This is a genomic window from Janthinobacterium sp. 35, assembly GCF_002754575.1.
Taxonomy (GTDB): Bacteria; Pseudomonadota; Gammaproteobacteria; order Burkholderiales; family Burkholderiaceae_D; genus Janthinobacterium; species Janthinobacterium tructae.
Genome location: NZ_PEFN01000001.1, coordinates 4430499 through 4456658 on the forward strand (window position 1 = coordinate 4430499; position 26160 = coordinate 4456658).

Annotated in this window: 21 protein-coding genes, 4 tRNA genes and 1 pseudogene; 18 read left to right on the forward strand and 8 right to left on the reverse strand. The window is 62.0% G+C overall.

The features are described from left to right. Positions 1–103: 103 nt before the first annotated feature. Complete coding sequence (gene uvrB / locus CLU93_RS19700; RefSeq protein WP_096236805.1) at positions 104–2191, reverse strand: excinuclease ABC subunit UvrB; 2088 nt, start codon at positions 2189–2191, stop codon at positions 104–106. A 112-nt stretch (positions 2192–2303) separates the two neighbouring features. Here uvrB and CLU93_RS19705 point away from each other — a divergent pair, with 112 nt between their 5' ends. The 6 genes from CLU93_RS19705 to CLU93_RS28250 all read left to right on the forward strand — a co-directional run bounded on the left by CLU93_RS19705 (position 2304) and on the right by CLU93_RS28250 (position 5929). Next, entirely contained in the window at positions 2304–3518 is a 1215-nt protein-coding gene (locus tag CLU93_RS19705; RefSeq protein WP_180287888.1) for an amino acid aminotransferase, read from the forward strand. A gap of 131 nt (positions 3519–3649) precedes the next feature. Next, positions 3650–3725: transfer RNA gene (locus CLU93_RS19710), tRNA-Asn, on the forward strand. Between the two features lie 135 nt (positions 3726–3860). After that, positions 3861–3936: transfer RNA gene (locus CLU93_RS19715), tRNA-Asn, on the forward strand. Between the two features lie 123 nt (positions 3937–4059). Next, positions 4060–4386: a Dabb family protein gene (locus tag CLU93_RS19720; RefSeq protein WP_099762977.1), complete on the forward strand. Its 327-nt coding sequence runs from the start codon at positions 4060–4062 to the stop codon at positions 4384–4386. Positions 4387–4474: 88 nt separating this feature from the next. Continuing rightward, positions 4475–4550, forward strand: a tRNA-Asn gene (locus CLU93_RS19725). A 548-nt stretch (positions 4551–5098) separates the two neighbouring features. Further along, the gene (locus CLU93_RS28250; protein WP_180287889.1) at positions 5099–5929 is read left to right on the forward strand and encodes a hypothetical protein; all 831 of its coding nucleotides are present in this window, start codon (positions 5099–5101) and stop codon (positions 5927–5929) included. Here the strand turns inward: CLU93_RS28250 and CLU93_RS19735 are convergent. Further along, positions 5904–6182, reverse strand: a pseudogene (locus tag CLU93_RS19735) (integrase core domain-containing protein); the annotation flags it as partial. The gene CLU93_RS28250 and the pseudogene CLU93_RS19735 sit on opposite strands and share 26 nt — an antisense overlap. A gap of 117 nt (positions 6183–6299) precedes the next feature. Between CLU93_RS19735 and CLU93_RS19740 the strand changes: the two are divergent. Continuing rightward, entirely contained in the window at positions 6300–6557 is a 258-nt protein-coding gene (locus CLU93_RS19740; RefSeq protein WP_133250809.1) for an alpha/beta fold hydrolase, read from the forward strand. Positions 6558–6573: 16 nt separating this feature from the next. On the opposite strand, the gene CLU93_RS19745 is transcribed toward CLU93_RS19740, so the two are convergent. Continuing rightward, positions 6574–7482, reverse strand: coding sequence for an alpha/beta fold hydrolase (locus CLU93_RS19745; RefSeq protein ID WP_099764497.1), 909 nt, complete (start codon positions 7480–7482; stop codon positions 6574–6576). Positions 7483–8027: 545 nt separating this feature from the next. Between CLU93_RS19745 and CLU93_RS19750 the strand changes: the two genes are divergently transcribed. The 5 genes from CLU93_RS19750 to CLU93_RS19770 all read left to right on the forward strand — a co-directional run bounded on the left by CLU93_RS19750 (position 8028) and on the right by CLU93_RS19770 (position 13736). Next, positions 8028–8687, forward strand: a complete 660-nt coding sequence (locus tag CLU93_RS19750) for a sugar dehydrogenase complex small subunit (protein ID WP_099762979.1) — start codon at positions 8028–8030, stop codon at positions 8685–8687. Beyond that, on the forward strand, positions 8684–10342 hold the full coding sequence (locus CLU93_RS19755; protein WP_099762980.1) for a GMC family oxidoreductase: 1659 nt from the start codon (positions 8684–8686) through the stop codon (positions 10340–10342). Before CLU93_RS19750 ends, CLU93_RS19755 begins: the two co-directional genes overlap by 4 nt. Beyond that, positions 10339–11817, forward strand: a complete 1479-nt coding sequence (locus CLU93_RS19760) for a c-type cytochrome (RefSeq protein ID WP_257225027.1) — start codon at positions 10339–10341, stop codon at positions 11815–11817. Before CLU93_RS19755 ends, CLU93_RS19760 begins: the two co-directional genes overlap by 4 nt. Before the next feature lie 143 nt (positions 11818–11960). After that, positions 11961–12362: a GtrA family protein gene (locus tag CLU93_RS19765; RefSeq protein ID WP_099762981.1), complete on the forward strand. Its 402-nt coding sequence runs from the start codon at positions 11961–11963 to the stop codon at positions 12360–12362. A gap of 75 nt (positions 12363–12437) precedes the next feature. Further along, positions 12438–13736 (forward strand): NCS2 family permease, encoded by a 1299-nt coding sequence (locus CLU93_RS19770; RefSeq protein WP_099400337.1) that lies wholly within the window; start codon positions 12438–12440, stop codon positions 13734–13736. An 82-nt stretch (positions 13737–13818) separates the two neighbouring features. Here CLU93_RS19770 and CLU93_RS19775 read toward each other — a convergent pair whose 3' ends face one another. Continuing rightward, complete coding sequence (locus tag CLU93_RS19775; protein WP_099762982.1) at positions 13819–14526, reverse strand: GntR family transcriptional regulator; 708 nt, start codon at positions 14524–14526, stop codon at positions 13819–13821. 258 nt (positions 14527–14784) lie between these two features. Between CLU93_RS19775 and CLU93_RS19780 the strand changes: the two genes are divergently transcribed. After that, a tRNA-Asn gene (locus tag CLU93_RS19780) sits at positions 14785–14860 on the forward strand. A 151-nt stretch (positions 14861–15011) separates the two neighbouring features. On the opposite strand, the gene CLU93_RS19785 is transcribed toward CLU93_RS19780, so the two are convergent. Continuing rightward, positions 15012–15395: a hypothetical protein gene (locus tag CLU93_RS19785; RefSeq protein WP_243136511.1), complete on the reverse strand. Its 384-nt coding sequence runs from the start codon at positions 15393–15395 to the stop codon at positions 15012–15014. Positions 15396–15733: 338 nt separating this feature from the next. On the opposite strand from CLU93_RS19785, the gene CLU93_RS19790 reads away from it, so the two are divergent. Next, on the forward strand, positions 15734–16525 hold the full coding sequence (locus tag CLU93_RS19790) for an alpha/beta fold hydrolase (protein WP_099762984.1): 792 nt from the start codon (positions 15734–15736) through the stop codon (positions 16523–16525). A 5-nt stretch (positions 16526–16530) separates the two neighbouring features. On the opposite strand, the gene CLU93_RS19795 is transcribed toward CLU93_RS19790, so the two are convergent. Continuing rightward, positions 16531–17202 carry a hypothetical protein gene (locus CLU93_RS19795; protein ID WP_243420304.1) on the reverse strand — a complete coding sequence of 224 codons (672 nt, stop codon included), beginning with the start codon at positions 17200–17202 and terminating at the stop codon, positions 16531–16533. A 138-nt stretch (positions 17203–17340) separates the two neighbouring features. Here CLU93_RS19795 and CLU93_RS19800 point away from each other — a divergent pair, with 138 nt between their 5' ends. The 4 genes from CLU93_RS19800 (at position 17341) to CLU93_RS19815 (ending at position 23954) form a co-directional block, all read left to right on the forward strand. After that, complete coding sequence (locus CLU93_RS19800; RefSeq protein ID WP_099762985.1) at positions 17341–18180, forward strand: M15 family metallopeptidase; 840 nt, start codon at positions 17341–17343, stop codon at positions 18178–18180. Positions 18181–18375: 195 nt separating this feature from the next. Continuing rightward, the gene (gene tssM / locus CLU93_RS19805; protein ID WP_099762986.1) at positions 18376–22188 is read left to right on the forward strand and encodes a type VI secretion system membrane subunit TssM; all 3813 of its coding nucleotides are present in this window, start codon (positions 18376–18378) and stop codon (positions 22186–22188) included. Next, on the forward strand, positions 22185–23165 hold the full coding sequence (tagF, locus tag CLU93_RS19810) for a type VI secretion system-associated protein TagF (RefSeq protein WP_099762987.1): 981 nt from the start codon (positions 22185–22187) through the stop codon (positions 23163–23165). The genes tssM and tagF overlap by 4 nt, the downstream gene beginning before the upstream one ends. Before the next feature lie 9 nt (positions 23166–23174). Further along, complete coding sequence (locus tag CLU93_RS19815) at positions 23175–23954, forward strand: OmpA family protein (protein WP_099762988.1); 780 nt, start codon at positions 23175–23177, stop codon at positions 23952–23954. Positions 23955–24004: 50 nt separating this feature from the next. Here CLU93_RS19815 and icmH read toward each other — a convergent pair whose 3' ends face one another. Continuing rightward, positions 24005–24790, reverse strand: a complete 786-nt coding sequence (gene icmH / locus CLU93_RS19820; RefSeq protein WP_099762989.1) for a type IVB secretion system protein IcmH/DotU — start codon at positions 24788–24790, stop codon at positions 24005–24007. Further along, a complete protein-coding gene (tssK, locus tag CLU93_RS19825) occupies positions 24787–26157 on the reverse strand; it encodes a type VI secretion system baseplate subunit TssK (protein WP_099762990.1) in 1371 nt (456 codons plus the stop codon). The genes icmH and tssK overlap by 4 nt, the downstream gene beginning before the upstream one ends. Between the last annotated feature and the right edge of the window lie 3 nt (positions 26158–26160).

Here is a 26160-nt window from a genome sequence, read left to right on the forward strand (position 1 = left end):
TCGGATTAGCGCTTCGCGCGTAATCCGACACCACCACCAGCGCCAACAATGTTGTCGGATTACGGCCCGCAGGGCCTAATCCGACCTACGCATGGCGTGGTATTCATTTGCCCAGTATCGACGCCACATTGTCCGTGCCCGGTGCGCCGAACAGCTGCTGCTTGAGGATGTGCAGCTGGTCGCGCACTTGCGCCGCCTTTTCGAACTCCAGGTTCTTGGCGTGGTCGAGCATCAGTTTTTCCAGGCGCTTGATTTCCTTGCTGACCTGTTTTTCGCTCATGGCTTCGAACTTCGCCGCTTCCTGTGCTACTTGCAGGTTGTCGCGCGCTTCCTGCGGGCTGTAGACGCCGTCGATCATTTCGCGGATCGATTTTTTGACGCCGATCGGGATGATGTTGTTGGCCGTATTGAAAGCGATCTGCTTGGCGCGGCGGCGTTCCGTCTCGTCGATGGCGCGGCGCATGGAGTCCGTGATGCGGTCGCCGTACAAAATCGCCGTGCCGTTCAGGTTACGCGCGGCGCGACCGATGGTCTGGATCAGGCTGCGCTCGGAGCGCAAGAAGCCTTCCTTGTCCGCGTCGAGGATGGCGACCAGCGACACTTCCGGCAAGTCCAGACCCTCGCGCAGCAGGTTGATCCCCACCAGCACGTCGAAAGTGCCCAGGCGCAGGTCGCGCAGGATTTCCACGCGCTCCACCGTTTCGATATCGCTGTGCAGGTAGCGCACCTTGATGCCGTGGTCGCCCAGGTATTCCGTCAATTGCTCCGACATGCGCTTGGTGAGCGTGGTGACCAGCACGCGCTCGTCCTTCTTGATGCGCTCGACGATTTCCGACATCAGGTCGTCCACCTGCGTGCTGGCGGGGCGCACGATGATCTGCGGGTCGACCAGGCCAGTGGGGCGCACCACCTGTTCGACCACCTGGTCGGAATGGTTTTTTTCGTAGTCGCCCGGCGTGGCCGAGACGAACACCGTCTGGCGCATCTTCTGTTCGAATTCCTCGAATTTCAAGGGCCGGTTGTCCAGCGCCGACGGCAGGCGGAAACCGTAATCGACCAGATTCGTCTTGCGCGAGCGGTCGCCGTTGTACATGGCGCTCAGCTGGCCCGTCAGCACGTGCGACTCGTCGAGGAACATCAGCGCGTCGGGCGGCAGATAGTCGACCAGGGTCGGCGGCGGTTCGCCCGGCAGCGCGCCGGACAGGTGGCGCGAGTAGTTCTCGATGCCCTTGGTGAAACCGATTTCGGCCATCATTTCCAGGTCGAAGCGCGTGCGCTGCTCGATCCGCTGTTCCTCGATCAATTTGTTTTCCTTGCGGAAGAACTCGAGGCGTTCGCGCAGCTCGTCCTTGATGGTTTCCACGGCGCGCAGCACGGTGGAGCGGGGCGTCACATAGTGCGAACCCGGGTACACGGTGAAGCGGGGGATTTTTTGCCGCACGCGGCCCGTCAGCGGGTCGAACAGCTGGATCGATTCGATCTCGTCGTCGAACATTTCCAGGCGCACGGCCAGTTCCGCATGCTCGGCGGGGAAGATGTCGATGGTATCGCCGCGCACGCGGAAGGTGCCGCGGCCGAAGTCGACCTCGTTGCGCGTGTATTGCATCTGGATCAGGCGCGCGATGACGTCGCGCTGGCTGACTCTGTCTTTTACGCGCAACGTCAGAATCATCTGGTGGTATTCGTTGGGGTTACCGATACCGTAGATGGCCGAGACGGTGGCGACGATGATGACGTCGCGCCGTTCCATCAGCGACTTGGTGCACGACAGGCGCATCTGCTCGATATGCTCGTTGATCGACGAGTCCTTTTCGATGAACAGGTCGCGCTGCGGCACGTAGGCTTCGGGCTGGTAGTAATCGTAGTAGCTGACGAAGTATTCGACCGCATTTTGCGGGAAAAAGTCGCGGAACTCGCTGTACAGCTGCGCCGCCAGCGTCTTGTTGGGGGCGAAGACGATGGCGGGCCGGCCCATGCGCGCGATGACGTTGGCCATGGTGTAGGTCTTGCCCGAACCGGTCACGCCCAGCAGGGTCTGGAAGGCCAGTCCGTCGGCAATGCCCTCGGATAACTGGGTGATCGCCGCTGGCTGATCACCGGCCGGAGAGAAGGGCTGGTGCAGCTTGAAGGGGGAATCCGGGAAAGAGATAATTGCGCTTTCCGCCTCGCTGGCGGTAGATAATTCGGGCATGTGAATCAGACCTTTGTTAGAATAGTGCTCTGCTGGCGGCCCTGGCGTTGTATTTTGGGGCGCTGTCTACAACTCCGCTGTGAACCTGCTTCCAATCGAATCCAATCTTATCATGACGAACCCAACTGTTTCTGCCAGTCTGTTTAGCGCCATCGAGATGGCCCCACGCGACCCGATCCTGGGCATCACCGAAGCATTTAACGCGGACCAGAATCCCGCCAAAATCAATCTGGGCGTTGGCGTCTATTATGACGACAACGGTAAAGTGCCTCTGTTAGCTTGCGTACGCAAGGCGGAAGCCATCCTGATCGAACAGGCCTCGCCACGCACCTATCTGCCGATCGAAGGCCTGGCTGCCTACGACAAGGCGGTGCAAGAACTCGTATTTGGCGCCGATAGCGCCGTTATTCAAGAGCGCCGCGCCGTGACCGTGCAAGCCATCGGCGGCACCGGCGCACTGAAGATCGGCGCCGACTTCCTGCAGCGCTTCGCGCCGGGTGCGCAAGTCTACATCAGCGACCCGAGCTGGGAAAACCACCGCGCGCTGTTCGAAAGCGCCGGTTTCGTCGTGAATAACTACACGTACTACGATGCCGCCACCCATGGAGTGAACTTCGACGGCATGCTGGTCAGCCTGAACGCCATGCCAGCGGGCTCCATCGTCGTGCTGCACGCCTGCTGCCACAACCCGACCGGCGCCGACCTGAGCGTGGCCCAGTGGGATCAGATCATCAGCGTGGTCACGTCGCGCGGCCTGGTGCCGTTCCTGGACATGGCTTACCAAGGCTTCGCCAACGGCATCGCCGAAGACGGCGCCGTGGTGCGCCGCTTCGCCGACGCGGGCGGCCCGCTGCTGGTGTCGAACTCGTTCTCGAAATCGTTCTCGCTGTACGGCGAGCGCGTGGGCGCCCTGAGCGTCGTTGCATCGAGCGCCGACGAAGCGGCCCGTCTGCTGTCGCAATTGAAACGCGTGGTGCGCACCAACTACTCGAACCCGCCAGTACACGGCGGCAAGGTGGTCGCCACCGTCCTGGCCACGCCGGAACTGCGCCAGCTGTGGGAAGAGGAGCTGGCCGGCATGCGCGTGCGCATCCGCGAAATGCGCAATGCCTTCGTGGAAAAACTGAAGGTCAAGGCACCGGGCCACGACTTCGAATTCGTGCGCCAGCAAATCGGCATGTTCTCGTACTCGGGTCTCACCAAGGAGCAGGTAGCGACCTTGCGCGAGCAATCGATCTACGCCGTCGACACGGGCCGTATCTGTGTGGCAGCGTTGAATTCGCGCAATATCGACATCGTCATTGACGCGATCGCCAAAGTGCTTTAAGATCTTGCTTCTTCGGCGCTGCATGCAAGTGTGGCGCTGATGGCAGTGGAAAGTCGGCGAAGACCGTGTTTATCGAGATGCAGTATGAGTCTTGCAAATACGAAGCAGCCGACATATAATATTGCCTCTTTTCCCTGATAGCTCAGTTGGTAGAGCGACGGACTGTTAATCCGCAGGTCCCTGGTTCGAGTCCAGGTCGGGGAGCCAGAATTCGAAAGGCCACGTTGAAAAACGTGGCCTTTTTTGTTTTTGCGGCGCCAGTGCGTAGCTTGGGGCAAGATAAGATTTCCCCTATGGAAATCTGGACAGCGCCAGGTTTGGCCTATATAATACGGCCTCTTTTCCCTGATAGCTCAGTTGGTAGAGCGACGGACTGTTAATCCGCAGGTCCCTGGTTCGAGTCCAGGTCGGGGAGCCAGAATTCGGAAGGCCATGTTGAAAAACATGGCCTTTTTTGTTTTCCGGCGCCGTCAGCAGGGCTGGTCTGTGCGTGATCGCGTTTTGCGCTATCCTGAATGCATCACTTCAGGAGCCTCTTCCCATGACTTGTACCTCCGCCTTGCGCCATATCGTCCTGTGCGACTTTCTCGACGGCATCACGTCTGCCAAGCATGCCGAACTCGTCTACGAGTTCTCCCAGCTGAAACACCGCATTCCCGGCGTGCGGCAATTTGAATGGGGGCCGAACGTCAGCCCGGAAGGCCTCGATGATGGCTTTACCGATTGCTTTACGCTGACCTTCGATGATGCCGGCGCGCGCGACGTGTATCTGACCCATCCGGCCCACCTGGCCTTTGTCGAACAGCTCAAGCCATGGCTGGGTCGCGTGCTGGTATTTGACTACTATCCGCAAGAGCATCCGGCCTGACCGCCGGGCAAGGTAAGGCAGGAAAAGACATCTTTTTCCGGGGAAATCTGGACATCACAAAATTTACCCTATAAAATGCGGCCTCTTTTCCCTGATAGCTCAGTTGGTAGAGCGACGGACTGTTAATCCGCAGGTCCCTGGTTCGAGTCCAGGTCGGGGAGCCAGAATTTTTGTAAGACCTAGAGCCCAGCCCTTACCCGGTTGGGCTTTTTGCATTCGTCCTGGTTAGGTTGCAGCGGTATAGTCTTTTCTGCCGACAGCTAGCCGGTGGCCAACATCTGTATGACGCCTGCTGGGCTAAAGATATCTACGCGTGTGACGTTATAGAGGTACTCCTAGTCTGGATTTAGCGCCGAATGTTGGAAATTTGCTTCTGATATGTCAAACAGGATGAGTGTTGAAAAGCAGCGCTACCAGTTCGATGGTCGGTCTGAAGTCATGGTAAGGGTCACGAAGTGGTTTCAAAATGAAGCTTGCTTATCCTCTGACGCAAGAAGTACCTTGGCAGCAAGACGTTGAACCTGAGCTCAAAAGTCCCCTGCCGGACCAGCACGGGAACAGTATTGACTCTTCTAACGCTGCTTGTGATGCCTAAATCACAGAGTTCGGAGCGCTTTGTGCGCTGACTCTATCCATTTTGAAATCACGTAATTCTGCAGTTCTCAAAATCGCCAGTTGAAAGATCTTACCAGGTGAATTTTTTAGGGATACTATGAGCATAGCGATTAAGTCTTATGCGGCGCCTATTCCGGCCTACGTTCCTATACGAGATAAATTTTCCTCTGAAAATTCCGACAGCACTTCTGCGCTGGCCCCCAATTCGAACGCAGCCGTCACCTTATCAATATCCGACGCTGCACGGGCGCTTTACAGCTTAGGTAGCGAGGATGAGCCACCGGTTCAAATCTCCAATAAAGAGTTAAAAGACTCATACGTCAAGGGACAGCTTGATGTTTATAATTTTGGACAGCTTATTGCAGGCCGGAACTACAATAAAGAAGACCTACTCCCCAAGACTGACGATTCTGAGCGTTCGAAATTAGGTCAGGAATCATTAAACTACGCCATCGGCCTATCTCAAATTCCAACCAAAAATGTTCCGAATCCATTTAGCGGAATGGCACGAAACGATTTAAGCGCGATTGTTTACAGTGATAATGGTAGCTATACGGATGCCGAGCGATATGCCGCTTATGGTGAGCTGAGCAAGCAGGATGAAGCATACTTTTCTCAGTTGTATGCCAAAGTGACGAATGGAGGCGACAATCGGGATATATTCAAGGGTATTATGGACTATTTCGATGAACTACCTCCTGTGGAGAAATCTGCTTATCGTGAAGGTTTTAGAGAGAGTATCGACAGTCTTTATCAAGAGCAGACAGAACAGTGGGGGGCGCTTGCTCTCATGAAACAACCTGCTGGTGGCAACGACGCGGAGTTATCCGAAAACGCTACTAACGAGGCGCATGCACGTAATGCGACGTTACGGTCAGTTCTGGAGAGGGCGTTTGTAGTGGTCAACCCATCCCGGACACTACGTTAAGTTCTTCTTCGGTGACGGCCGGTGCCAATCCCTCATTGAACTGATGTGGCCGTATCCAGTTATACCGGTGCATCAGGTAGTGGCTGATGTCCCGTTGTGCTTCTTGTGCCATCATGCAACCTGTTGACGGCAGCCATTCCGTTTTGAAGCTGCGGAACAGCCGTTCCATCGGGGAGTTATCCCAACAATTTCCCCGGCGACGCATACTTTGTCGTATCCGATAGCGCCACAAGCGCTGACGGAGTAAACGACTGACTTTGAAACGGCCAATTGCCGTGCCCTCCTCGCGCATCATGCCCATGATGCTGCGGCTTCCCGCCGAACTGCGACTCTCGACGAACAGCTCGTGCACGCGGCTAAGACCAGCTTCATGGCGGTATCGCAAGTGCCCTGGGGCATAGCCGCCCTGACTGGCGTGGTCGAAACGCCGGCCTGGAGGCACAAGCCCAGCTGGTATCTGGTCGCGACCGGCGACAAGATGATTGCACCGGCGATGCAGCGCGAGATGGCCCGACGAGCGGGCTCGAAGGTGGTCGAAGTTGTCGGCAGCCATGCCATTTACATTTCGCAAGCCCATGCGGTGGCGTCGCTGATCCGCAAGGCCGCTGCGAGCATTGCCGACGATTAGGCTACGGGACGTTACATCAGGAATTGGCAGCCGTATCCAATGTCTGGATGATGGTTTCTTGAAATTTTGCAGGTTCATCCTGGTGTATCTGATGCCCGGAATGGTCAAAGAAAAACAGCCCCTTCCTTGGCGCCTTCAATGCCTCGAAATACGCTTGCGTGATCCTGGTCGAGGTCTGGATATCGTTTTTTCCGACGAAAAAATACACGGGGCAGTCAACGCTTTTCAAGGTCTTGGGCAGATCAATGTGCATGACCTCGTTCCAGACTGGCGACCAGGTTTTTGACCATTGAAGAAAGCCCGTCTTGAAACCCGCCGTCGTTGCAAATGCCTTGCCATCCTTGTAAAAAAGCCATTTTCTTAAATAAAACATGCTGTCGTCACTCGTAAACGGGAAACTGATGCTGTCCAGTTCCTGGCTGGCGAGGGCATTGTCCTTGAAGTGGGCTTTCAAGGCTTGCAGCAATTCTTTCTCGCTGTCCAGCTGGCTCACGACAGGATTCGATGCAAAATAAGCATGCAGCAATTCCGGATGATGCTTGACGATGTAAAAGCCCAGGACGTTGCCCCAGGAACTGCCCAGCAAGTAAATTTTTTCCTGTTTGAATTCTTTGCGCAGGAATTGGATGACTTGATACGTGTCCTGCTCCATCTGCCCGACGGATGGCTGCGTGGGGGAGGGATTCAGTTTCAAGGTTTTCCCGGCGTCGCGCTGATCCCATTGCACAATCGTAAATCGGCTTTTCAACACATTGGTAAAGGCATCCGCGCCCTTGATCATGGAGCTTCCCGGCCCGCCGGACAAGAACAGGAGCACGGGTTTGGTCGCGTCGTCAGTCTTGATTTCCAGCACTTGCTTGATGCCGCCGATGTCGGGTGTCAGGGTGGTGGTGACTTCGGCGGAAACGGGTTTCGTTTCTGCCATGGTTTGCGCCTGGCATCCGTAGAAGGGAATCAGGGCGGCAAAGAGTACTGCCAAGGTCATTTTTTTTATCATGGTTTGAGGATCAGTTTCAGGTTACTTGCACGGGCGCATTCCGCGCCGCGGTTGAACAGCTATAGATCGCATGGCCTCCATCGGGTACGTCGATATGCCTCCTTGTCAGAAACCTGGTTTCATGGAAAATGACCTTGCCCGGCATGCAGCCATTTTATTTGCCATGCTGCCAAGTTTTCCGCGTATGCGCAATCATTTCCAGGAGGCCGCAGGCTTTCTGTCTTTATCCCGCACCGCCAGCGGGTCTGTGCATGAATCGGCCAAAAGCGAAACGGGCCGCCATGATGCCTGCGCGAAACGCCGGGATCCATGCAGAATCAAGGCAACAATCAAAGAGCAATCGCCAGTCCTGATACTCCATTGGCAAACAATTTATTTATGTAGGATAATGTGGAACCGGTTCCATTTATTGCGTAAATGCAATGTAACGCAATCATCCAAGTCAACAAAACAACAAGTCTTGCGGGAGTCTCATGAACCATCCAGGCAGCGAACCATCTGCAACATCCGTTTCATCCCTTCCCAGCATCAGCCGCCGCCACGCCCTGATCGGTCTGGCCGCCTTGCTGGCGCAGGCCGGTTTCTGGAGCAATCCCCTGTCCGCCGCCATGCAGGCGCCGGCCAGCGCTGTGGCGCCCGGGCTGGCGCCGGCCAGCATGCTGTTCTATACCTTGTCGCAAACCATCACGGGCCACCGCGACCTGTCCGCCGGTACGGCGGCGCGCATCGAGCAAGCCATGCGCAGCAACGTGCCCGGCTTTGCCGATCATTTGCCACGGCTGGGCGCGCTGCTCGTCACGGGCCAGGAAGCGAAGGCCCTGCTGGCGGCCGCCACCGCCGCAGACGCCGGCTTGCGCGAGCTGGCGCTGGCCATCGTGGCCGCCTGGTACACGGGCACCGTCGCCGGCAACGCGGCGCAGGGCACGAAGTCCATCGTCGTCGCGTATGCGGAAGCGTTGATGTACCGCACGGTGGCCGATGGCCAGGTCGTGCCCACCTATTGCAACTACGGCCCCCTGTGGTGGCTGAAGGCGCCGCCGGCCGTGCGCGTCTCCGCGCCCGTGGAAGCGAAACCCGTACCGGCCCCGGCCACTACCGGCACCCCTGAAACTAAAGGCAAGCAAGCAAAATGAAATCACCCCAATTCAAGAGTAATGGCGACGTCGTCGCCGATGTCGTCATCGTCGGCACGGGCGTCGTGGGCGCCATGATGGCCGACCAGCTGGCCGCCCAAGGCCATTCCGTAATCATGCTGGAAGCGGGCTTGCGCATCGAGCGGGGACAAGCCGTGGAAAACTGGCGCAACATGCCGTTCGAGAACCGCGTCGGCTCGGACTTCCAGGGCCTGTATCCGCAGGCGGACAATGCGCCAGCGCCCCTGTATTTTCCCAAAAACAACTATGTGGAATTGTCCGGCCCCAGCGGCAGCAGTTTCCAGCAGGGCTATCTGCGCACGGTGGGCGGCACCACCTGGCACTGGGCCGCATCGTGCTGGCGCCATTTGCCGACCGACATGCGCATGAAGAGCGATTACGGGGTAGGGCGCGACTGGGCCATTTCCTACGCTGAGCTGGAACCGTACTATTGCCGCGCCGAGCAGGAAATGGGCGTGGCCGGCCCCAACGATCCGGCGCTGCAGTCGCCGAGCGAGCGCAGTGCGCCGTATCCGATGGACATGGTGCCCTGGGGCTATGGCGACAAGCGCTTCGCCGAAGTGGTCAACCCGCACGGCTACCGCTCCGTACCGATTCCGCAAGGCCGCTCGACGCGCCCATGGCAGGGCCGTCCCACCTGCTGCGGCAATAATAATTGCCAGCCGATCTGCCCCATCGGCGCCATGTACAACGGCATCCACCATGTGGAACGGGCCGAGCTGAAAGGGGCTGGCGTGCTGGCCGAGGCCGTCGTCTACCGCATCGACACGGACCAGAACAACCGCGTCACCGCCGTGCATTGGTATGACGCGAAAAAACAGTCGCACATGGCGACCGGCAAGGCTTTCGTCATCGCCTGCAACGGCATCGAAACACCGCGTTTGCTGCTGCTGGCGGCGAACCAGAACAATCCGAACGGCATCGCCAACAGTTCGGACCAGGTCGGCCGCAACATGATGGATCACTCGGGCTTCCACTGTACCTTCCTCGCCAATGAACCGATCTGGACGGGCCGTGGCCCCGCGCAGAGCAGCTGCCTGGTGGGACCGCGCGACGGTGCCTTCCGCGCGCAGTATTCGGCCAACAAGATGATCCTGAATAACATTACCAGGGTGGGACCTGCCACGCAGCAATCCTTGAAGCTGGGCCTGGTGGGCAAGGACCTCGACGATGAAATTCGCCGCCGCGCTGCATTTGGCGTGGACCTGTCGATCAGCCTGGAACCGCTGCCCGAGGCGCACAACCGCTTGACCTTGAGCAAGACGCGCAAGGATCCGCTGGGCCTGGCCTGTCCCGACATTTATTACGACGTGGGCGATTACGTGCGCAATGGCGCGAAGGCCGCGCATGCGCAGCTCGAGCACATCGGCAAGCTGTTCGGCGCCGTGGAATTCCATATCACCGACAGCCTGAACGCGAACAACCACATCATGGGCGGCGTCATCATGGGTTCGAACCGTCTTGACTCCGTGGTCGACGGCAATTGCCGCGCCCACGATCATGCCAATTTGTGGCTGCCGGGCGGCGGCGCCATGCCGTCGGCCAGCGTCGTCAACACCACCCTCAGCATGGCCGCGCTCGGCTTGCGCGCGGCCGACGACATCGCCCGCACCCTGGCAAGGGAGGCAGCATGATGCGCCGCCTCTTGCTGACGCTGACCCTGGCGGCCGGCTTGCCGCTGGCCGCGCATGCTGTGCCACCTGTGTCACCTGTTCCGCCCGTCACCCTGACGCCGGACCGCCCGGCCGTGCCGGCCGCAAGTACAGCCGCCAAGTCAGATGCACGGCTGGAGCGGGGCCGCTACCTGGCCATCGCCGCCGACTGCATGGCCTGCCACACGGCAGCGGGCGGCAAGCCGTATGCGGGTGGCTACGCCATCGACTCACCGCTGGGCACGATTTACGCGACGAATATCACGCCGTCGAAAAAAGGCGGCATCGGGCATTACAGCGAAGCCGATTTTGCGCGCGCGCTGCGCGACGGCGTGCGCGCCGATGGCAGCCATCTGTACCCGGCCATGCCCTACACCAGCTATGCGATGCTGACGGATGCGGACGTAGGCGACCTGTATTACTACTTCATGCAGGCCGTCCAGCCCGTCGATGAGCCGGCGCGCCAGACGGCCCTGCCATTTCCGTTCAATGTGCGCCTGTCCATGCTGGGCTGGAATACCTTGTTCCTCGACAATAAACGCTTCGTGCCCGATCCGGCAAAGAGCGCGCAGATCAACCGAGGTGCCTATCTGGCCGAAGGCCTGGCGCACTGCAGCGCCTGCCATACGCCGCGCAACGCGCTGATGGCGGAAATCGGCAGCCAGACCCTGGCCGGCGCGTCGCTCGGTTCCTGGCATGCGCCGAACATCACGTCCGACAAGGTCAGCGGCATCGGCGCCTGGACGGATGCAGAACTCACGGCTTACCTGAAGACGGGCCACGTGGAAGGCAAGGGGCAGGCAGCGGGCGGCATGGCCGAAGCCATCCAGAACAGCCTGCAATTTTTGCGCGACGACGACGTGGCCGCCATCGTGGCGTACTTGCGCACGGTGCCGGCCGTGCGCGCGCCGGGCCAGACCAAGGCTGGTTTCAGTTACGGCAGCGCCGCCAGCGAAGAAGCGGCGCTGCGCGGCATGGCCGGTTCCACCGAGCATCACTCGCTGAACAGCGGCGCGGTGCTGTTTTCCGGCTATTGCGCCAGTTGCCATTCGGCCAGCGGCGCCGGCAGCACGGGCCAGGCCTATCCGGCCCTGTTCCACAACACGGCGACGGGCGGCAGCACGCCGGCCAACCTGGTCTCGGCGATTTTGTTTGGCGTCGAGCGCAAGATCGAAGGGGAGGAGCACGAAGCGTTCATGCCCCGTTTCGACCAGCGTTCCTATGTGCAGCCCTTGACGGACGAGCAGATCGCCGCTATCGCCAACTACGTGCTGAAGCAGTACGGCAACCCGGATGTGTCCGTCACGCCCGCGTACGTGGCGCAGGCGCGCAGCGGTGGCGAGAAGCCCGTGCTGGCACGCATGCAGCCGTTCATGCTGCCGGGCGGCATCGTGGGCATCTTGCTGCTGATCGCGCTGTTCATGTGGCTGCGCCGGTGCCGCCAAGTCAAGAAATAGGCGTCGGAGCCGTGGAGTATCGGCGGCGAATATGAACGTTGGGCGCAACTTGCAGTAAAATGCAGGCTGAAAAATGGTTACGAGCAATCGTAGCCATTTTTTATTCTGGTCCGATCCTGCTTTCGCTCATTTGAAAATTGACAATGTCCCATTCCCTGCATCACCAATTTTTACGTTTCGCCGCCGTCGGCGCTTCCGGCACGGCCGTGCAATACAGCGTGCTATGGGGCGGCGTGGAATGGGCCGGCATCAGCGCCGCCTTTGCATCCGGCATCGGCTATATCCTCGGTTCCGTCGTCAACTACCTCCTCAATTACTTTTTCACGTTTAAAAGCGACAAGGGCCATGGCGAGGCGGCTTCCAAGTATTTCACCTTGCTGGGCATAGGCTGGTGCATCAATACGGGCCTGATGTGGCTGCTGGTACACCAGCTGGGCTGGTATTACTGGCTGGCGCAGGTGCTGGCGACCGGTATCGGGCTGGTCTGGAATTTTGCGGGCAGCCGCTGGTGGGCCTTCAAGCCGGCCAGCGTAACGACCAAGTAAACAGTTGTTGCAAGAAAAAAAGATGCGCATGGGCCAAGACCCGGCGCGCGGTTTTACCAAAACAAGGGGTTAATCATGCAGTTCCTGGAACGCTATTTCAAACTGAAGGACAACGGAACCAATGTGCGCACGGAGCTGCTGGCCGGCCTGACCACGTTCCTGACGATGGCCTACATCATCTTCGTCAACCCGTCCATCCTCGGCGACGCGGGCATGCCGAAGGATTCCGTCTTTGTCGCCACCTGCCTGGCGGCCGCCATCGGCACCCTGATCATGGGCTTGTACGCGAACTATCCGATCGCGCTGGCGCCGGGCATGGGCTTGAATGCGTATTTCTCGTACACGGTGGTCAAGGGCATGGGCATGAGCTGGGAAGTGGCGCTGGGCGCCGTCTTCATTTCCGGCTGCCTGTTCATCCTGGTCAGCCTGTTCAAGGTGCGCGAGATGATCATCAACAGCATCCCGCCCGCGCTGCGCACGGCGATCACGGTCGGTATCGGCCTGTTCCTGGCCATCATTTCCCTGAAAAGCGCCGGTATCGTGGTATCGAACCCCGCCACCATCATCGCGCTGGGCGACTTGCACCAGGCGGCGCCCATCCTGGCCATCCTCGGTTTCTTCATCATCGTCGCGCTGGACCGCCTGAAAGTGCCGGGCGCCATCCTGATCGGCATCCTCGCCATCACCATCGCCAGCTTTTTCTTTGGCGGCAACCAATTCAACGGCATCGTCTCGGCGCCGCCCGCCATCGAGCCGACCCTGTTCAAGCTCGACATCATGGGCGCGCTGTCGATCGGTATCGTCAACGTGGTGCTGGTATTTTTCCTGGTGGAATTGTTCGATGCGACGGGCACCCTGATGGGCGTGGCCAACCGTGCCGGTTTGTTGAAAGACGGCAAGATGGAACGCATGAACAAGGCCTTGCTGGCCGACAGCACGGCGATTGCCGCCGGCGCCTGCCTGGGCACATCGAGCACCACGGCTTTCGTGGAAAGCGCGGCCGGCGTGCAAGCGGGTGGCCGCACGGGCTTGACGGCCGTGGCCGTCGCGCTGCTGTTCCTGGGCAGCTTGTTCTTCGCCCCGCTGGCGCATACGGTGCCGCCGTACGCGACGGCACCAGCATTGCTGTACGTGGCGTGTCTGATGCTGCGCGAACTGACCTTCATCGATTGGGATGACAGCACGGAAAGCATTCCGGCCGCCATCACGGCGCTGATGATGCCATTTACCTATTCGGTGGCCAGCGGCGTGGCCTTCGGCTTCATCACCTATGCGGTATTGAAACTGTTGACGGGCAAGGGCAAGCAAGTGTCGGTGGTGGCTTACATCATCGCCGCCATCTTCCTGTTCAAGTTTATTTACCTGGGCGAATAGCCCGGTTGCTGGCAAGCAGTTGCCGGCGCAATGACAAGGCCGCCCGTGCATCCGCATCGGCGGCCTTTTTTGATGGGGCGGCTTACATCAGCAGCGCCGCCACCAGGTCCTTTCTGGCGTCGCTGGCGCTGCCATCGAAGCGCAAGGCCGCTTCCACGTGCGACAGATGTTCGACCATCAGGCGCGCCGCCAGGTCCGCGTCGCCGCTGCGCGCCGCCTCAAGAAAACGGCCGTGTTCGTCGTACGAGCAGGCGGCAGCATGGCCGGACTGGTACAGCATGGTGATCAGCGAGCTGCGCCCCACCAGTTCGCGCACGATATCGCGCAGCACGGCGTTGCCGGCGATGTCGGCCAGCAAGACGTGGAAGTCGCCCAGCAGTTGCGAGCGCAGCGGCGTCGCTTGTGCCAGCGCCAGGCGTTCCGCTTTCAGGTGCCGCTCCAGCATGCGGTAGTCGGCGGGTTTGGCCCGCGCGACGAATTCGCGCGCCAGGGCAGCTTCGATGATGCGCCGCGCGGCGAAGATGTCGCGCGCTTCCGCTTCGGTGGGCTGGCTGACGAAGGCACCCTTGTCGGGCACCATGCGTATGAGTTTGTCTTTCGAGAGTATCAGCAGGGCGGCGCGGATCTTGGTGCGGCTGACTCCATACAGCCGGCACAGCGCCTCTTCGCGCAGCCGCGTACCGGGCGGCAATTGGCGCGCCACGATGGCGGCCGCCATATGCTCGGCAATTTCCGCCGAGCTGTCGCCGCTGCCGGGCTTGTCCACCAGGGATGCGCTTGATTCTGTCATGTCGAGTGAGAGCAGTCAGCCAGGGGCAAGGATGAGCCTTGCAAGCGCATGCTGGCAGCGCGGTGGTCGACGCCCCGCTGCCGGCATGCCGTTAGCGCCTTGCGTGTCGGCAAGGCTTGGCTATTCTACTATCTTGCGTGGCGCCGCGCAGACGGACGCAGCCACCTGGCAAGGCTTGTTCCCTGGCGGCGTATTTTGCTGGCCATGCAGATTGAAACTGGACATGAGAAATTTTGACGTATATAATTCGGCCTCCTTTCCCTGATAGCTCAGTTGGTAGAGCGACGGACTGTTAATCCGCAGGTCCCTGGTTCGAGTCCAGGTCGGGGAGCCAGAACAAGCAGTAGCAAAGGGCCACGTGGCAACACGTGGCCCTTTTGTTTGCGCGCACGGTTTCCCGTTCACGCTGGCCTTCCCATCAGTGTCTTAACGACATGCGTGGTGCCGGCCTGCTGGTGGCAGGGGCACGCGCAGTGTTTCCCGGATCAGGGATCGACAAACACGTCGAAACGCACCTTGAGCGGGCTGCCCCACGAGATATCCACCCAGGCACGGAAGCCGCCGTTATATGGCGCGATGTTGTACACGGCCATGCGGGCGGCGCCGATGAAACGGTCCTGGGCATTCGCGCCAAATTCGCTGATGTTGAGCAGCACGCGCGAATTGGCCTTCACGTTGGCATTGGCGAAGTTGACCGAAGGATGCACGCCATTCGCGGTCCACGTGTAATAGGTGGTGAAGGCGGCAGCGCTCAGGTTCAAGTCCTGTGCGGCCGCGCCTTTGGCGCTTTTTCCTTCCTGCTCCATCGGTGCATCCGTTTCTTCCAGTGCCAGGTTGCTGCCGGTACGATGTTCTACTTTCATATCCATGATGTACTCCTGATCGATAGTTTGGATGCCGCGCCTGTCGTCGTGCGGCAAGACGCCCTATCTGTTGCCGTGACGGCCAGTGTCACGTCCTGGCTGATAAGGTAGCCGCCTGCTCCATGCTGTTGGAGTAAGCCATTCTAGGCAAACGCGCGGGCAAAAAGCGCGCGAGGCCACCGGAAAAACGGCGCTAACTTGTGCTGGCGCAAACACCTTGCAGGCAAATCGCAAGATCTTTTCCCACAGGCTATTTTTATGGCGGCGTCACGCATGCCGTGCTGGACAATGGCACAATAGGCGCAGCCGACCTGTCGATACGCAACCCGTTGCGAGCTTAGCCCATGCCGATACTGAACCTGAGTGCCGAAACCGATATCTATTACGAATTGATCGAGGGTGACCCCGCCAAGCCTTGCCTGGTATTCCTGCACGAGGGGCTCGGCTGCTGTGCGATGTGGAAAGATTTTCCCGCGCAGCTATGCCAGGCGACAGGCTGCCGCGGCTTGCTGTATGACCGCCACGGCTATGGGCAGTCGTCGCCTCTGGCGGCGCGCCGTCAACTCCATTATTTGCACGACTACGCGCTGTGCGAGTTGCCGCAAGTGCTAGCCGCACTGCTGCCGGGGCAAGACCATTTTCTCATCGGCCACTCCGATGGCGGCAGCATCGCCCTCATTTATGCGGCGCAGCAGCCACCGCGCTTGCGCGGCATCATCACCGAAGCGGCGCACGTGTTTGTCGAGGGTGTCACGCTCGATGGTATTCGCGTGGCGGACGCGGCGTTTGGCGCGGGCAAGTTGCGTGCGCTGGCGAAATACCATGGCGACAAGACGGAATCCATCTTCAAGGCCTGGTCGGATACCTGGCTCAGCTACGGTTTCCAGTTCTGGAACATCGAATACCTGCTGCCTTCCGTCGAATGCCCTGCGCTGGTGCTGCAGGGCAGCGAGGACCAGTACGGCAGCGCGGCCCAGGTCGACACGATCGTGGCGCAGGCCCTCAACGCCGTGCCCGCCATGGTCGAACAATGCGGGCATGCACCGCACCAGGAGCAGCCGCAGGCATTGCTGGCGCTGATGGAAGGCTTTTTGCAAGGCCGCATGGACGCGGCCACTCACCCGCGAAACACCTGAGTTTCTCAATGGCAGGCGGGATCGCTGTCCCAGCGGCCCGAGCAGATGCGCGAGCGGCACAGCATGCCTTCGATCAGGCCCAGCTGCTTGCAGCGCTGCAATAGTTCCGCCGTTTCTTCTTCCTGCCTGCGCAGCACCACGTCGCGCACGGGTTTTGCTGTACCTTCCTGCCGGTGCGCATGGGCCACCATCGCCGTCAGCAAGGCGACGTCGCTGTCGCCGGGCGCGGCAGCCGGCCTCGGCCCCTGCGGGCGCGCGGGCGGTGCTGTCTTGCGTGGCGCACTGGAGCGCGCGCTTGCCGTTGGGGCTGCGACCGCAGGCAAGGGCGGGGCCGCCGTATTGACGATGGTGGCCGCCTGCGCCGCATGCGGGGGCACACTTGGTGCGGCTGGCGCCGGCAGTGCGGGCGGAGCCACCGCCACGGCCGTGGCGGGCGCGGGCGGCATGATGCTCGTGTCATAAGCGAGCACGGCCAGCACCGCCAGGCACAGCGCGCCAGCGGCCCAATACCGCCAGTCGGGGTACCAGCGCAGGGCGGGCCTGGCCGCAGGCGCGGCGACGCCGTGTTCGAGCTGCGACAGGATGCCCTTGCCGTCGCTGTGCGCGCCAGCCGCGCCGGCCTTGCTCAGCAGGTCAGGACCGTGCGCCTGGCCATCCCCGGGTTTCAATAGAGACAAAATATCACCTCCGCAGTGGATCAAACTCGACTGACCTTGATGTAAACCGCGCTCATGCGGGCCGCGGACGCCTACGATCTAGCGATACCGCCGGGAAATTGCTGTCCGGCCCAGACTACCCCTGTCACGGAGCGCCCCATGTTTGTCGCCCTGGTCCTGATGTATTTCCTGCTGGCCTGTTTTGCCTGCTGGCTGCTGCTGTTTCCCGGCGGTCGCGCCATCGTGCTGCACACGCTCGTCAACCTGGGCTGGCGCGTGCAGCGGCGCGCGCAGCATCTGAAGGGCGGCAGCGGTGCGCAGTGGCAGCGCATGCGGCAGCACACGGGCTCGGGCATGGCGCGCGCCTGGCAGCTGCTGTTGCGGCATCGTTGGCTGAGCCTGGCAGGCAGCGTGCTGGTCATCGTGCCGCCCCTGCTGGCGTGGTTGTCCAGCGACCGCATCGCCCTGCGCGGCTATGCCGATCGGCAACACGTCATCAACGACCAGGTCAGCGACTTGCTGAAAGGCGAGCAACTGGTGCCGCCGCCAACCTTGCCGCCGCTGCTGTTTTCCACGGCGGAAGTGACGCAATTGCGTCCGCTGCTGGGCGGTGCCAGCCGCAACTGGCAATTGCTCGACCACGACTACGCGCAGCGCCTGTTGCTGGTCTTCAAGATCATGAAGGACGTGCATGGCTACGACATGGTCTTGCTGGAAGGCTACCGCAGCCCCGCGCGCCAGGACCAGCTGGCGGCGGCCGGCCCGAACGTGACCAACGCCAGGGCGTTTCAAAGCTATCACCAGTATGGCCTGGCGGCCGATTGCGCATTCATGCATGAAGGAAAGCTCATCATTTCTGAAAAAAATGCCTGGGCCATGCGTGGCTACCGTTTATATGGCGTGACGGCCGAATCGGTGGGCCTGCGCTGGGGCGGTCGCTGGACCATGATGGATTTTGGCCACACGGAATTGCCGCAACCGCGCGTGCTGGGCAAGTAAGCCGCGCCAGCCATTCTAGCGCCGCACCGCGCCATCATTTTCACAGCTGCAAGCTTGCTTGCGCAGCGTCAATGGCACGCCAGCGCCTGCCGTGCGCTGGCGCCTGGTACTTGTCATATGTCAACAAAGGCGCGCCGACTTGCTGTCAGCATGGGTCGAATCCGCCTTGCTTTGCGACCTCACCCTGGGCTTATCATGCTGCGACGAATCTGGTATTTCCTCACCGACAGCCGCAATCTGACCATCCTCGGCTTCGTGGCGCTGGCCGTGTTCCTGTATCTGGGGGCCGAGGTGCTGGAAGTGGCGCTGATCTGGGCGCTGGCCTTGCTGCTGCTGGCCTTTGTCACCTGGCTGGGCCTGTGGCTGTGGCGTCGGCGCCGCGCGCGGCGCAATGCCCAGGCGCTGGGGCAAGCCATCCTCAACGAGGCCGAGATCGCCGCCGCGCAAGCGGCCTCGGCCCCGACGGCCAACAGTACCCATCACGGTGAACTCGACGCCGTGCGCACGGGCATGCTGGCCGCCATCGAGACCATCAAAACGTCCAAGCTGGGCCTCAAATCGGGCGCCGCCGCCCTGTACGAATTGCCGTGGTACATGATCATCGGCAATCCGGCCGCCGGCAAGAGCAGCGCCATCCTGCATTCAGGCCTGCAATTTCCCTTCGCTGACGGCAAGGTCGTGCAAGGCGTGGGCGGCACGCGCAACTGCGACTGGTTTTTCACCACGGACGGCATCGTGCTCGACACGGCGGGACGTTATTCCGTCGTCGACGAGCATCGCGGCGAGTGGTTCGGCTTTCTCGATCTGCTGAAAAAATACCGGCGCAAGGCACCCATCAACGGCATCCTCATCGCCGTCAGCATCGCCGAACTGGGAGGCAACCCCGACGTGGGCATGCAACTGGCGCGCAGCCTGCGCAAGCGCGTGCAGGATGTCATCGAACGCCTGGAAGTGTTCGCGCCGCTGTACATCGTGTTTACCAAGGCAGACCTGATCGCCGGCTTCACGGAGTTTTTTGCCGATGCCGAACGCAGCGAACGCGAGCGTGTCTGGGGCGCCACCATGCCCTATCAGCGCAAGCTGCCCACGGCGGACTTGCTGGCGTTTTTCGACCAGAGTTTCGATGAATTGCACGATGGCTTGACGGAGCTGAGCCTGGCCAACATGGCGCACCGGCAACGCAAGACGATGGCGCCCGGCGTATTTACCTTTCCGCTGGAATTTGCCGCCATCAAGCCGGCCTTGCGCGCCTTCATCGCCACCCTGTTCGAGGAAAATCCGTTCCAGTTCCTGCCCGTGTTCCGCGGCTTTTACTTTACCAGCGCGCTGCAGGAGGGCGAGCCCGTGAGTGCCTCCTCGCAGCAGGTGGCACGCCGCTTCGACCTGGCCTTCGCGCCGGCCCCGGCCGTGCTGCCTGCGGGTGTGCGCCAGCATGGTTATTTCCTGCTGGAGTTGTTCCGCAAGGTGATTTTTGCCGACAAGCACCTGGTGGCCAACTATGCCAACCGCGCCAAGCTGCGCTTCAAATATGCCGTGTTCTTTGCCGCCACCGTGTCGCTGGGCGCCTGCCTGGGCGGCTGGAGCTGGTCTTACCTGGGCAACCGGCAACTGGTGGCCAATGTCGAGGCCGATCTGAACAAAGTGGTGAAGCTGCAGGAGCGCCGGCTGGACTTGCAGTCGCGACTGGAAGCGCTGGAGATCTTGCAGGACCGCATCGAGCAGCTGGAAGCGTACCGCACGCAACGGCCGTGGTCCTTGCGCCTGGGCCTGTATCAGGGCGATTTACTTGAGCGCAAGCTGCGCGAGGAGTATTTTGCCGGCGCGCGCCAGGTCATGCTGGACCCCGTGGCGGGCGCGCTGGAAGCCTTGCTGTTCGAAATGAACGCCAGCGCCGACCAGCTGCAGCCCACGGCGCGCACACCGCAGACACCGGCCGCCGCATCCTCTGCGCCACGCAATGTTCAGTACCAGGCGGCCAGCGCGACGAATGTGGAAGATGCCTACAACGCGCTGAAAACCTATCTGATGCTGGCCGACAAGACGCATGCCGAAAGCAGCCACCTGAACGACCAGCTGACGCGCTTCTGGCGCGGCTGGCTGGAAGGCAACCGGGGCGCCATGCCGCGCGAGCAGATGATACGCAGCGCCGAACGGCTGCTGACGTTTTACCTGGCGCAGATCGGCGATCCGTCCTGGCCGCGCATCGAGCAGAAGTTGGCGCTGGTCGACCAGGCGCGCGAAAACCTGCGCCGCGTGGTGCGCGGCATGCCGGCGCGCGAGCGCGTGTATGCCGACATACGCGCGCGCGCCTCGACGCGTTTTCCCGGCATGACGGTGGCGCGCATCGTCGGCGAACAGGATCAGGCGCTGCTGGCGGGCAGCTACGCCGTCTCCGGCGCCTTTACGCGCCAGGCGTGGGAAAAGTTCGTCGAGGGCGCGTTTCGCGACGCCGCCAACCGCGAGCTGCAAAGCGCCGACTGGGTGCTGAAAAGCGCCTCCACCGACGACCTGACCCTGGAAGGCAGTCCGGAGCAGATCGAGAAAAACCTGGTGGCCATGTACAAGGCCGACTACGCGCGCGAGTGGCAGAAATTCGTGCAGGGCGTGGCCGTCGCCGACCTGAAAGGCTTCGACGGCGCCGTGCAGGCGATGAACCGCCTGGGCGACCCGCAAGCGTCGCCGATCTCCAAACTGCTGACGACGATTTACGATGAAACCTCGTGGGACAATCCGGCGCTGCAGAATGCGCAATTGCGCAAGGCCGAGCGGGGCATCATCGCCTGGTTCAAGGAAACCGTGCTGCGCCGCGCGCCGTCGCAGTTGACGGCCAATCCGGGCGTGAATGCGCAGATCGACCCGGCCCGCCTGGATAAACCCATGGGCCCCGTGGGACGCGAATTTGCCGGCGTGGGCAAGCTGGTGGCGGCCAGGGACAACAATGCCTCGCTGATGCGCGCCTACCTGGAAGCGCTGTCGAAACTGCGCAGCCGTTTGAACTTGCTGAAGAACCAGGGCGACGCGGGGCCGGGTGCGCGCCAGTTCATGCAGCAGACCCTGGAAGGCAGTGGTTCCGAGCTGGCCGACGCCCTGAAGCTGGTCGACGAGCAGGTACTCACGGGGATGAGCGACGCGCAAAAGCAGGCGATTCGACCCATCCTCGTGCGCCCGCTGATGCAGACCTTTGCCGTCATCGTCGCGCCGGCCGAACTCGATATCAACAAGACCTGGGCGGCGCAGGTGTACGAACCGTTCCAGAAATCGCTGGCCAACAAATATCCGTTCGCGCCCACGGCGCGCATCGAGGCGAGCAACCTGGAAATCGGCCAGTTCTTCGGCCCGGAAGGCCTGGTGGCGAAATTCGTCACGACGTCCATGGGACCATTGGTGGTGCGGCGCGGCGACGTGCTGGCACCGCGCACCTGGGCCGACATGGGTATCAGCCTGTCGCCGCAGGTGGTGGCGCGCTTTCCAGGCTGGATCGCGCCGCTGGGCGCGGGCGGTGTGGCGGCCACCTCGACGGCGGCGCAAACCGTGTTCCAGATCCAGCCGTCACCCGCGCCCGGTACCCTGGAATACACGGTGGAGATCGACGGCCAGCAGCTGCGCTACCGCAACACGCCGGCGCAGTGGACGAACATGGTGCATCCTGGCCCGCAAGGCGCGTCGGGCATGCAAGGGGCGCGCATCACGGCCGTCACCTTCGACGGGCGCACGGTGGAGTTGTTCAACGAACCGGGGCAATTCGGCCTGAAGCGCATGATCGATGCGGCGAGCAAAAAACGCAAGGATGGCGGCGTGTTCGAACTGCGCTGGGTGCGCGGCGAGGTGGCCGTGGCGGTCGACCTGAAAATCACCAGCAGCGCGGAAACGACGGGCGCCGGTGCGGGCGGGACTACGGCGCTGCAGGAGCAGGGCTTTCGCGGCATGCAGCTGCCCGAGACCATCGTCGGTGCTGCGGCACCCGCGCCGGCCATGGCCGCAGTTGCGGCGGCGGGAGTGTCGCCATGACGCGCGCGCAACAGCAGGTGCGCCTCGGCTACTTCGGCAAGATCCCTGCGCGCGGCGATTTCATCAAGGCTTGCGACAATCACGCGCTGGTACAGCTGCTCGACGACTGGCTGGCGCAAGTCATGAACGCCCTGACGGTGGAACCGCGCTGGAAGCTCAATTACGACGCCTTGCCGCCGCTGCGCTTCGCCTTTGTCGGCACGCGCAGCCGGCGCGCCATCGCCGGACGCCTGGAAGCGAGCAACGACCAGTCGCAGCGGCGTTTTCCCTTCATGGCCATGGGCGCGCTGGAAGTCGATGACGCCGACGCCTTTGTCGCTTGCAGCCCGCTGGCGCTGGCGCCCCTGTGGCAGCGCGTGGAGCAGCTCTCGCAAGGCATTGTTTCCAGCGCCGAACCGGGGCCGGCGCTGCTGGCGCTGGCCGGCAACGTGGTCGAAGTCGAACCGGCCGCCCCGTGCCACGCGGCGCGGCTGGCCGCCTTTTTGCAGGCGCAGACCGTGCACGGCCTGCAAACGATGCTGGCCTCACCCGCGTTCCCCGTGACGGTGCGTGAATTGCTGCTGGGTCTGGGCCTGTTGCTGCAGCCGGTGCGCCAGAGCGGCTTGCCGCGCCTGGAGAAAAGCCTGGTGCTGCCGCTGCCGCAGGACGTGCAGCTGCGCGAGCTGGTGGCCAGCTTCTGGCTGCATTTGATTGCGCCTTTCCTGCGCCAGGCCGATTTCGAACTGGCGCTGTTTTTTTCTCACCTCGACGAGGCGCCCGTGCTGGTGATCGGTTTTTGCGGCGCCGACCCGCACGGCTTGCAAGCGCTGATCGATCCGCAGGCTGGCAGCGAACGGCTGATCGTGTTCGACCAGCTCGACTGGGTCGAGGAGCAGCTGGGAGACGATGCGGCGCTGCGCCAGTTCTCCGCCTGCCTGCAGCAGGAGCAGTTGTCGCTGCGCTCGGCCTGCGCCATGTTTGCCGACACCTTTGCCTGAAGGATTGCGATGAAATCTCACATTTTCATGCTGCCGCTGCTGCTTTCTGCGGCCGTTCCCTGCCACGCGCAAGCGCCCCAGACGCCGATGCCGGGACAGATCCTCGTCACGGGCACCCTGGCCGACGAGGCGGGCAAGGCGGCCGTGCTGGCCCGCCTGCGCGAACTGTATGGCGCCGAGCGCGTGGTCGACCAGATCGCCATCGGCAACGTGGCCGTGCCGGCCAACTGGAACGCCTATGTGCAAAAACTGATCGCGCCGAACCTGAAGCTCATTTCGCGGGGGCAGATCAGCATCGCCGGCAACAACGTCAGCGTGCGCGGCGAAGTGGCGAACGAGGCGCAGCGCCAGCAGATCGCCAGCGACATTGCCACCAGCCTCAATCCCACTTACACCGTCAACAACGGCTTGCGCGTCAAGGCGGCCGAGGCCGAGCAGGGTCTGCTCGATGCGGTGCTTGACAAGCGCATCATCGAATTCGACAGCGGCAAGGCGTCCATCACGCCGGCCGGCCTGGCCATCCTCGACGAGATGGCGGCCGTCATGCTCAAGCTGCGGGGCCGGAAGGTGGAGGTGATCGGCCATACGGACGACACGGGCCTGCGCGCCAGCAATGTGGCCCTGAGCCAGGCGCGCGCCGAAGCCGTGCGCACCTACCTGGCCGGGAAGGGCATCGTGGCCGATTCCGTGCTGGTGTCGGGCCAGGGCCCGGACCGTCCCGTGGCCAGCAACGCCACGGCCGATGGCCGGGCGCGGAACCGGCGCATCGAGTTCAGGATGGCGCAGTAGATTGGGTTGACACCTCACAAAACCGACGCGCAGTAGGTTTTGTGAGGTGTTCAGGGCAGGGTGATGGTCAGGTGCGCCGGGCTTGGCGCCAGCTTGACCAGGTCCGCATACGCGGCCAGCGTCGTTTGCGTGCCGCGCGTCAGATGCGTTTTCAAACCCAGGTAGGCGCAGATGGCCAGCAGGGCGAAAAAGCTCGACAGCGCCCACAGCGGCACATCGCTGCCGCGTTTGTTGACCACCTGGTCGGGGCGTTCCGCGCGCGGCGCGAAGCCACGGCTCTTGCCCTTGATGTGGGCGATTTCGTCGCCCAGGCGCGCCGTCAGGTAGTTGAGTTTTTCGCCGCCGTCGATCGCATACTTGCCCTGGAATCCCAGTAATAAACACATGTGGAAGACCTGCAGCGCCTGTACGCGCATGGCGCCCTTGCCGCGCAAGGCGTCGAGGCGGTCGAAAAAGTGTTCGCCGGCCAGCTGGTCGCCAAAGATCAGCAGCTGCAGCGGGCGCCTTTCCCACTGCTTGCGCAGGGTGAAAGGTGAGGCCAGGATGATTTCATCGACGGCCGCGCAGAATGCATACTTGGCCGCCTCGATATCGTCGCCATCGGCGCGGATCTTTTTCGCTTCGCGTTCGAAGTCGCCAAGAAAGGCCGTGATGCGCTCCATGAAGCTTTGCTCGTCGCCAGGCGCCGAACCGTGCTTCAGCATGAACAGCATGTAAAAGCCTTCGTGCATCAGGTCCAGCAGGGCGCTGCCGGCATGCCGGCTGTTGCCTGCAGGGGCGGCACCACGTGGTCCCAGCAGGGAGGGCGCCGCGCGCCGTTCGATGAGCTGGCTCATGCCGTCACCGCGATCAGTTCCAGCTGCAGGTCGCGTATGCCGGCCGGCACGTAGACGGAAATCGACTGCGCCTTGAGCATCTGCTCATACAGCGCGCCGCGGTTTTCAAGCGCAAAATAATAGGTGTCGGGGCGCACGGGAATGGCCGCCGGCACTTGCGGCGCATGCGACAATTTGAGACCGGGCATGGCCGTGAGCACGCATTTTTCCACGTCGTCGGGCGCGCCCACTTTCACGCGCAGCGGCACCACATCGACCAGTTCGATGGCGGGCATGGCGGCGCGTATCGCCAGGTACAAGGTGGTGTGCTGGTCGATCTTGCCCGAATCGAGCTTGCCCAGGTAATACGACGGCTTGTCCTCCAGCAGGGCGATGGAAAAGTACTTCGACGAGATGACGGTGTCGAGCAGTTCGCGGATGATGCCATCGATGGCGTCGAAGCAGGCGCCCGGCTGCGCGTGGTCGTAGGCGGGCAGGCTGGCCAGGGTGTAGTGCTTGGAGTAGCTGAGCAAGCCACCCGCCAGGCCCAGCAGCGCCTCGTACAGGCGCTCCGGATGCAGGGCCGGATGGCGCACATAGTGCATCAGCGCGGCGGCGGCCGTGCTGACCGTGTGCAGCAGCCAGAACGAGGACACGTCGCCCGAGCGGAATTCGATCACGTTGCGGCTCGGCTCGCGGTGGTGGCCGTGCAGCGCGCTCACCTTTGCCTGCAGCGCGTCGAGCAGGTGTTCCAGCACGCCTTGCAGGCGCGGCGCGCCGGCGATCGCCAGGCTGGGCGCCATGAACGAGGGCACGGGCTCGAAGCCGCCCGACACCGTGCGCCGCAGGGCGATCAGCGGCAGGCAGTCGTAGGAGCCGCGCGCTTCGCTGTCGGGAATCAGGCGCACGGTCTTCTTCAGGTACGCCACGTCGGCCACGGCGGACTCCGTAAACAGGTCGGGCGTGGCGCGCATGGCGTGCGCAAAGCGCGTGGTGGCCGGCGTGCCTGCCGTTGACGCCTGCGCCGTGTAATTCATGCCTTCGCGGTTGAGGATGGGCAGCGCCGCGTAGTACGTCACTTCCTGCACCGCCGGCGGCAGCGCTTCCAGATCCACCGGCGGGGGCAGGGTGTCGCTGCCTGGCGCGCCGTCGCCCAGCGCCTCGAACACTTCGCCATCGCGGAAGATCGCCGACAGGGCCAGCAGGCGCAAGGTGCCCGTCTGCAGCGCCGCCAGGTCCCACTGCAGTTGCGCCACGCCCCACAGGTAGGGATGCAGCGCGCTGGCCGTGTGATGCAGGCGCGCTTCGTGATATTGATCCTGGCGCTGGAAATGCTGCGGCCGCAGGAACAGGCCTTCTCCCCACAAGACTTTCGCTGCCATGCCCATCGC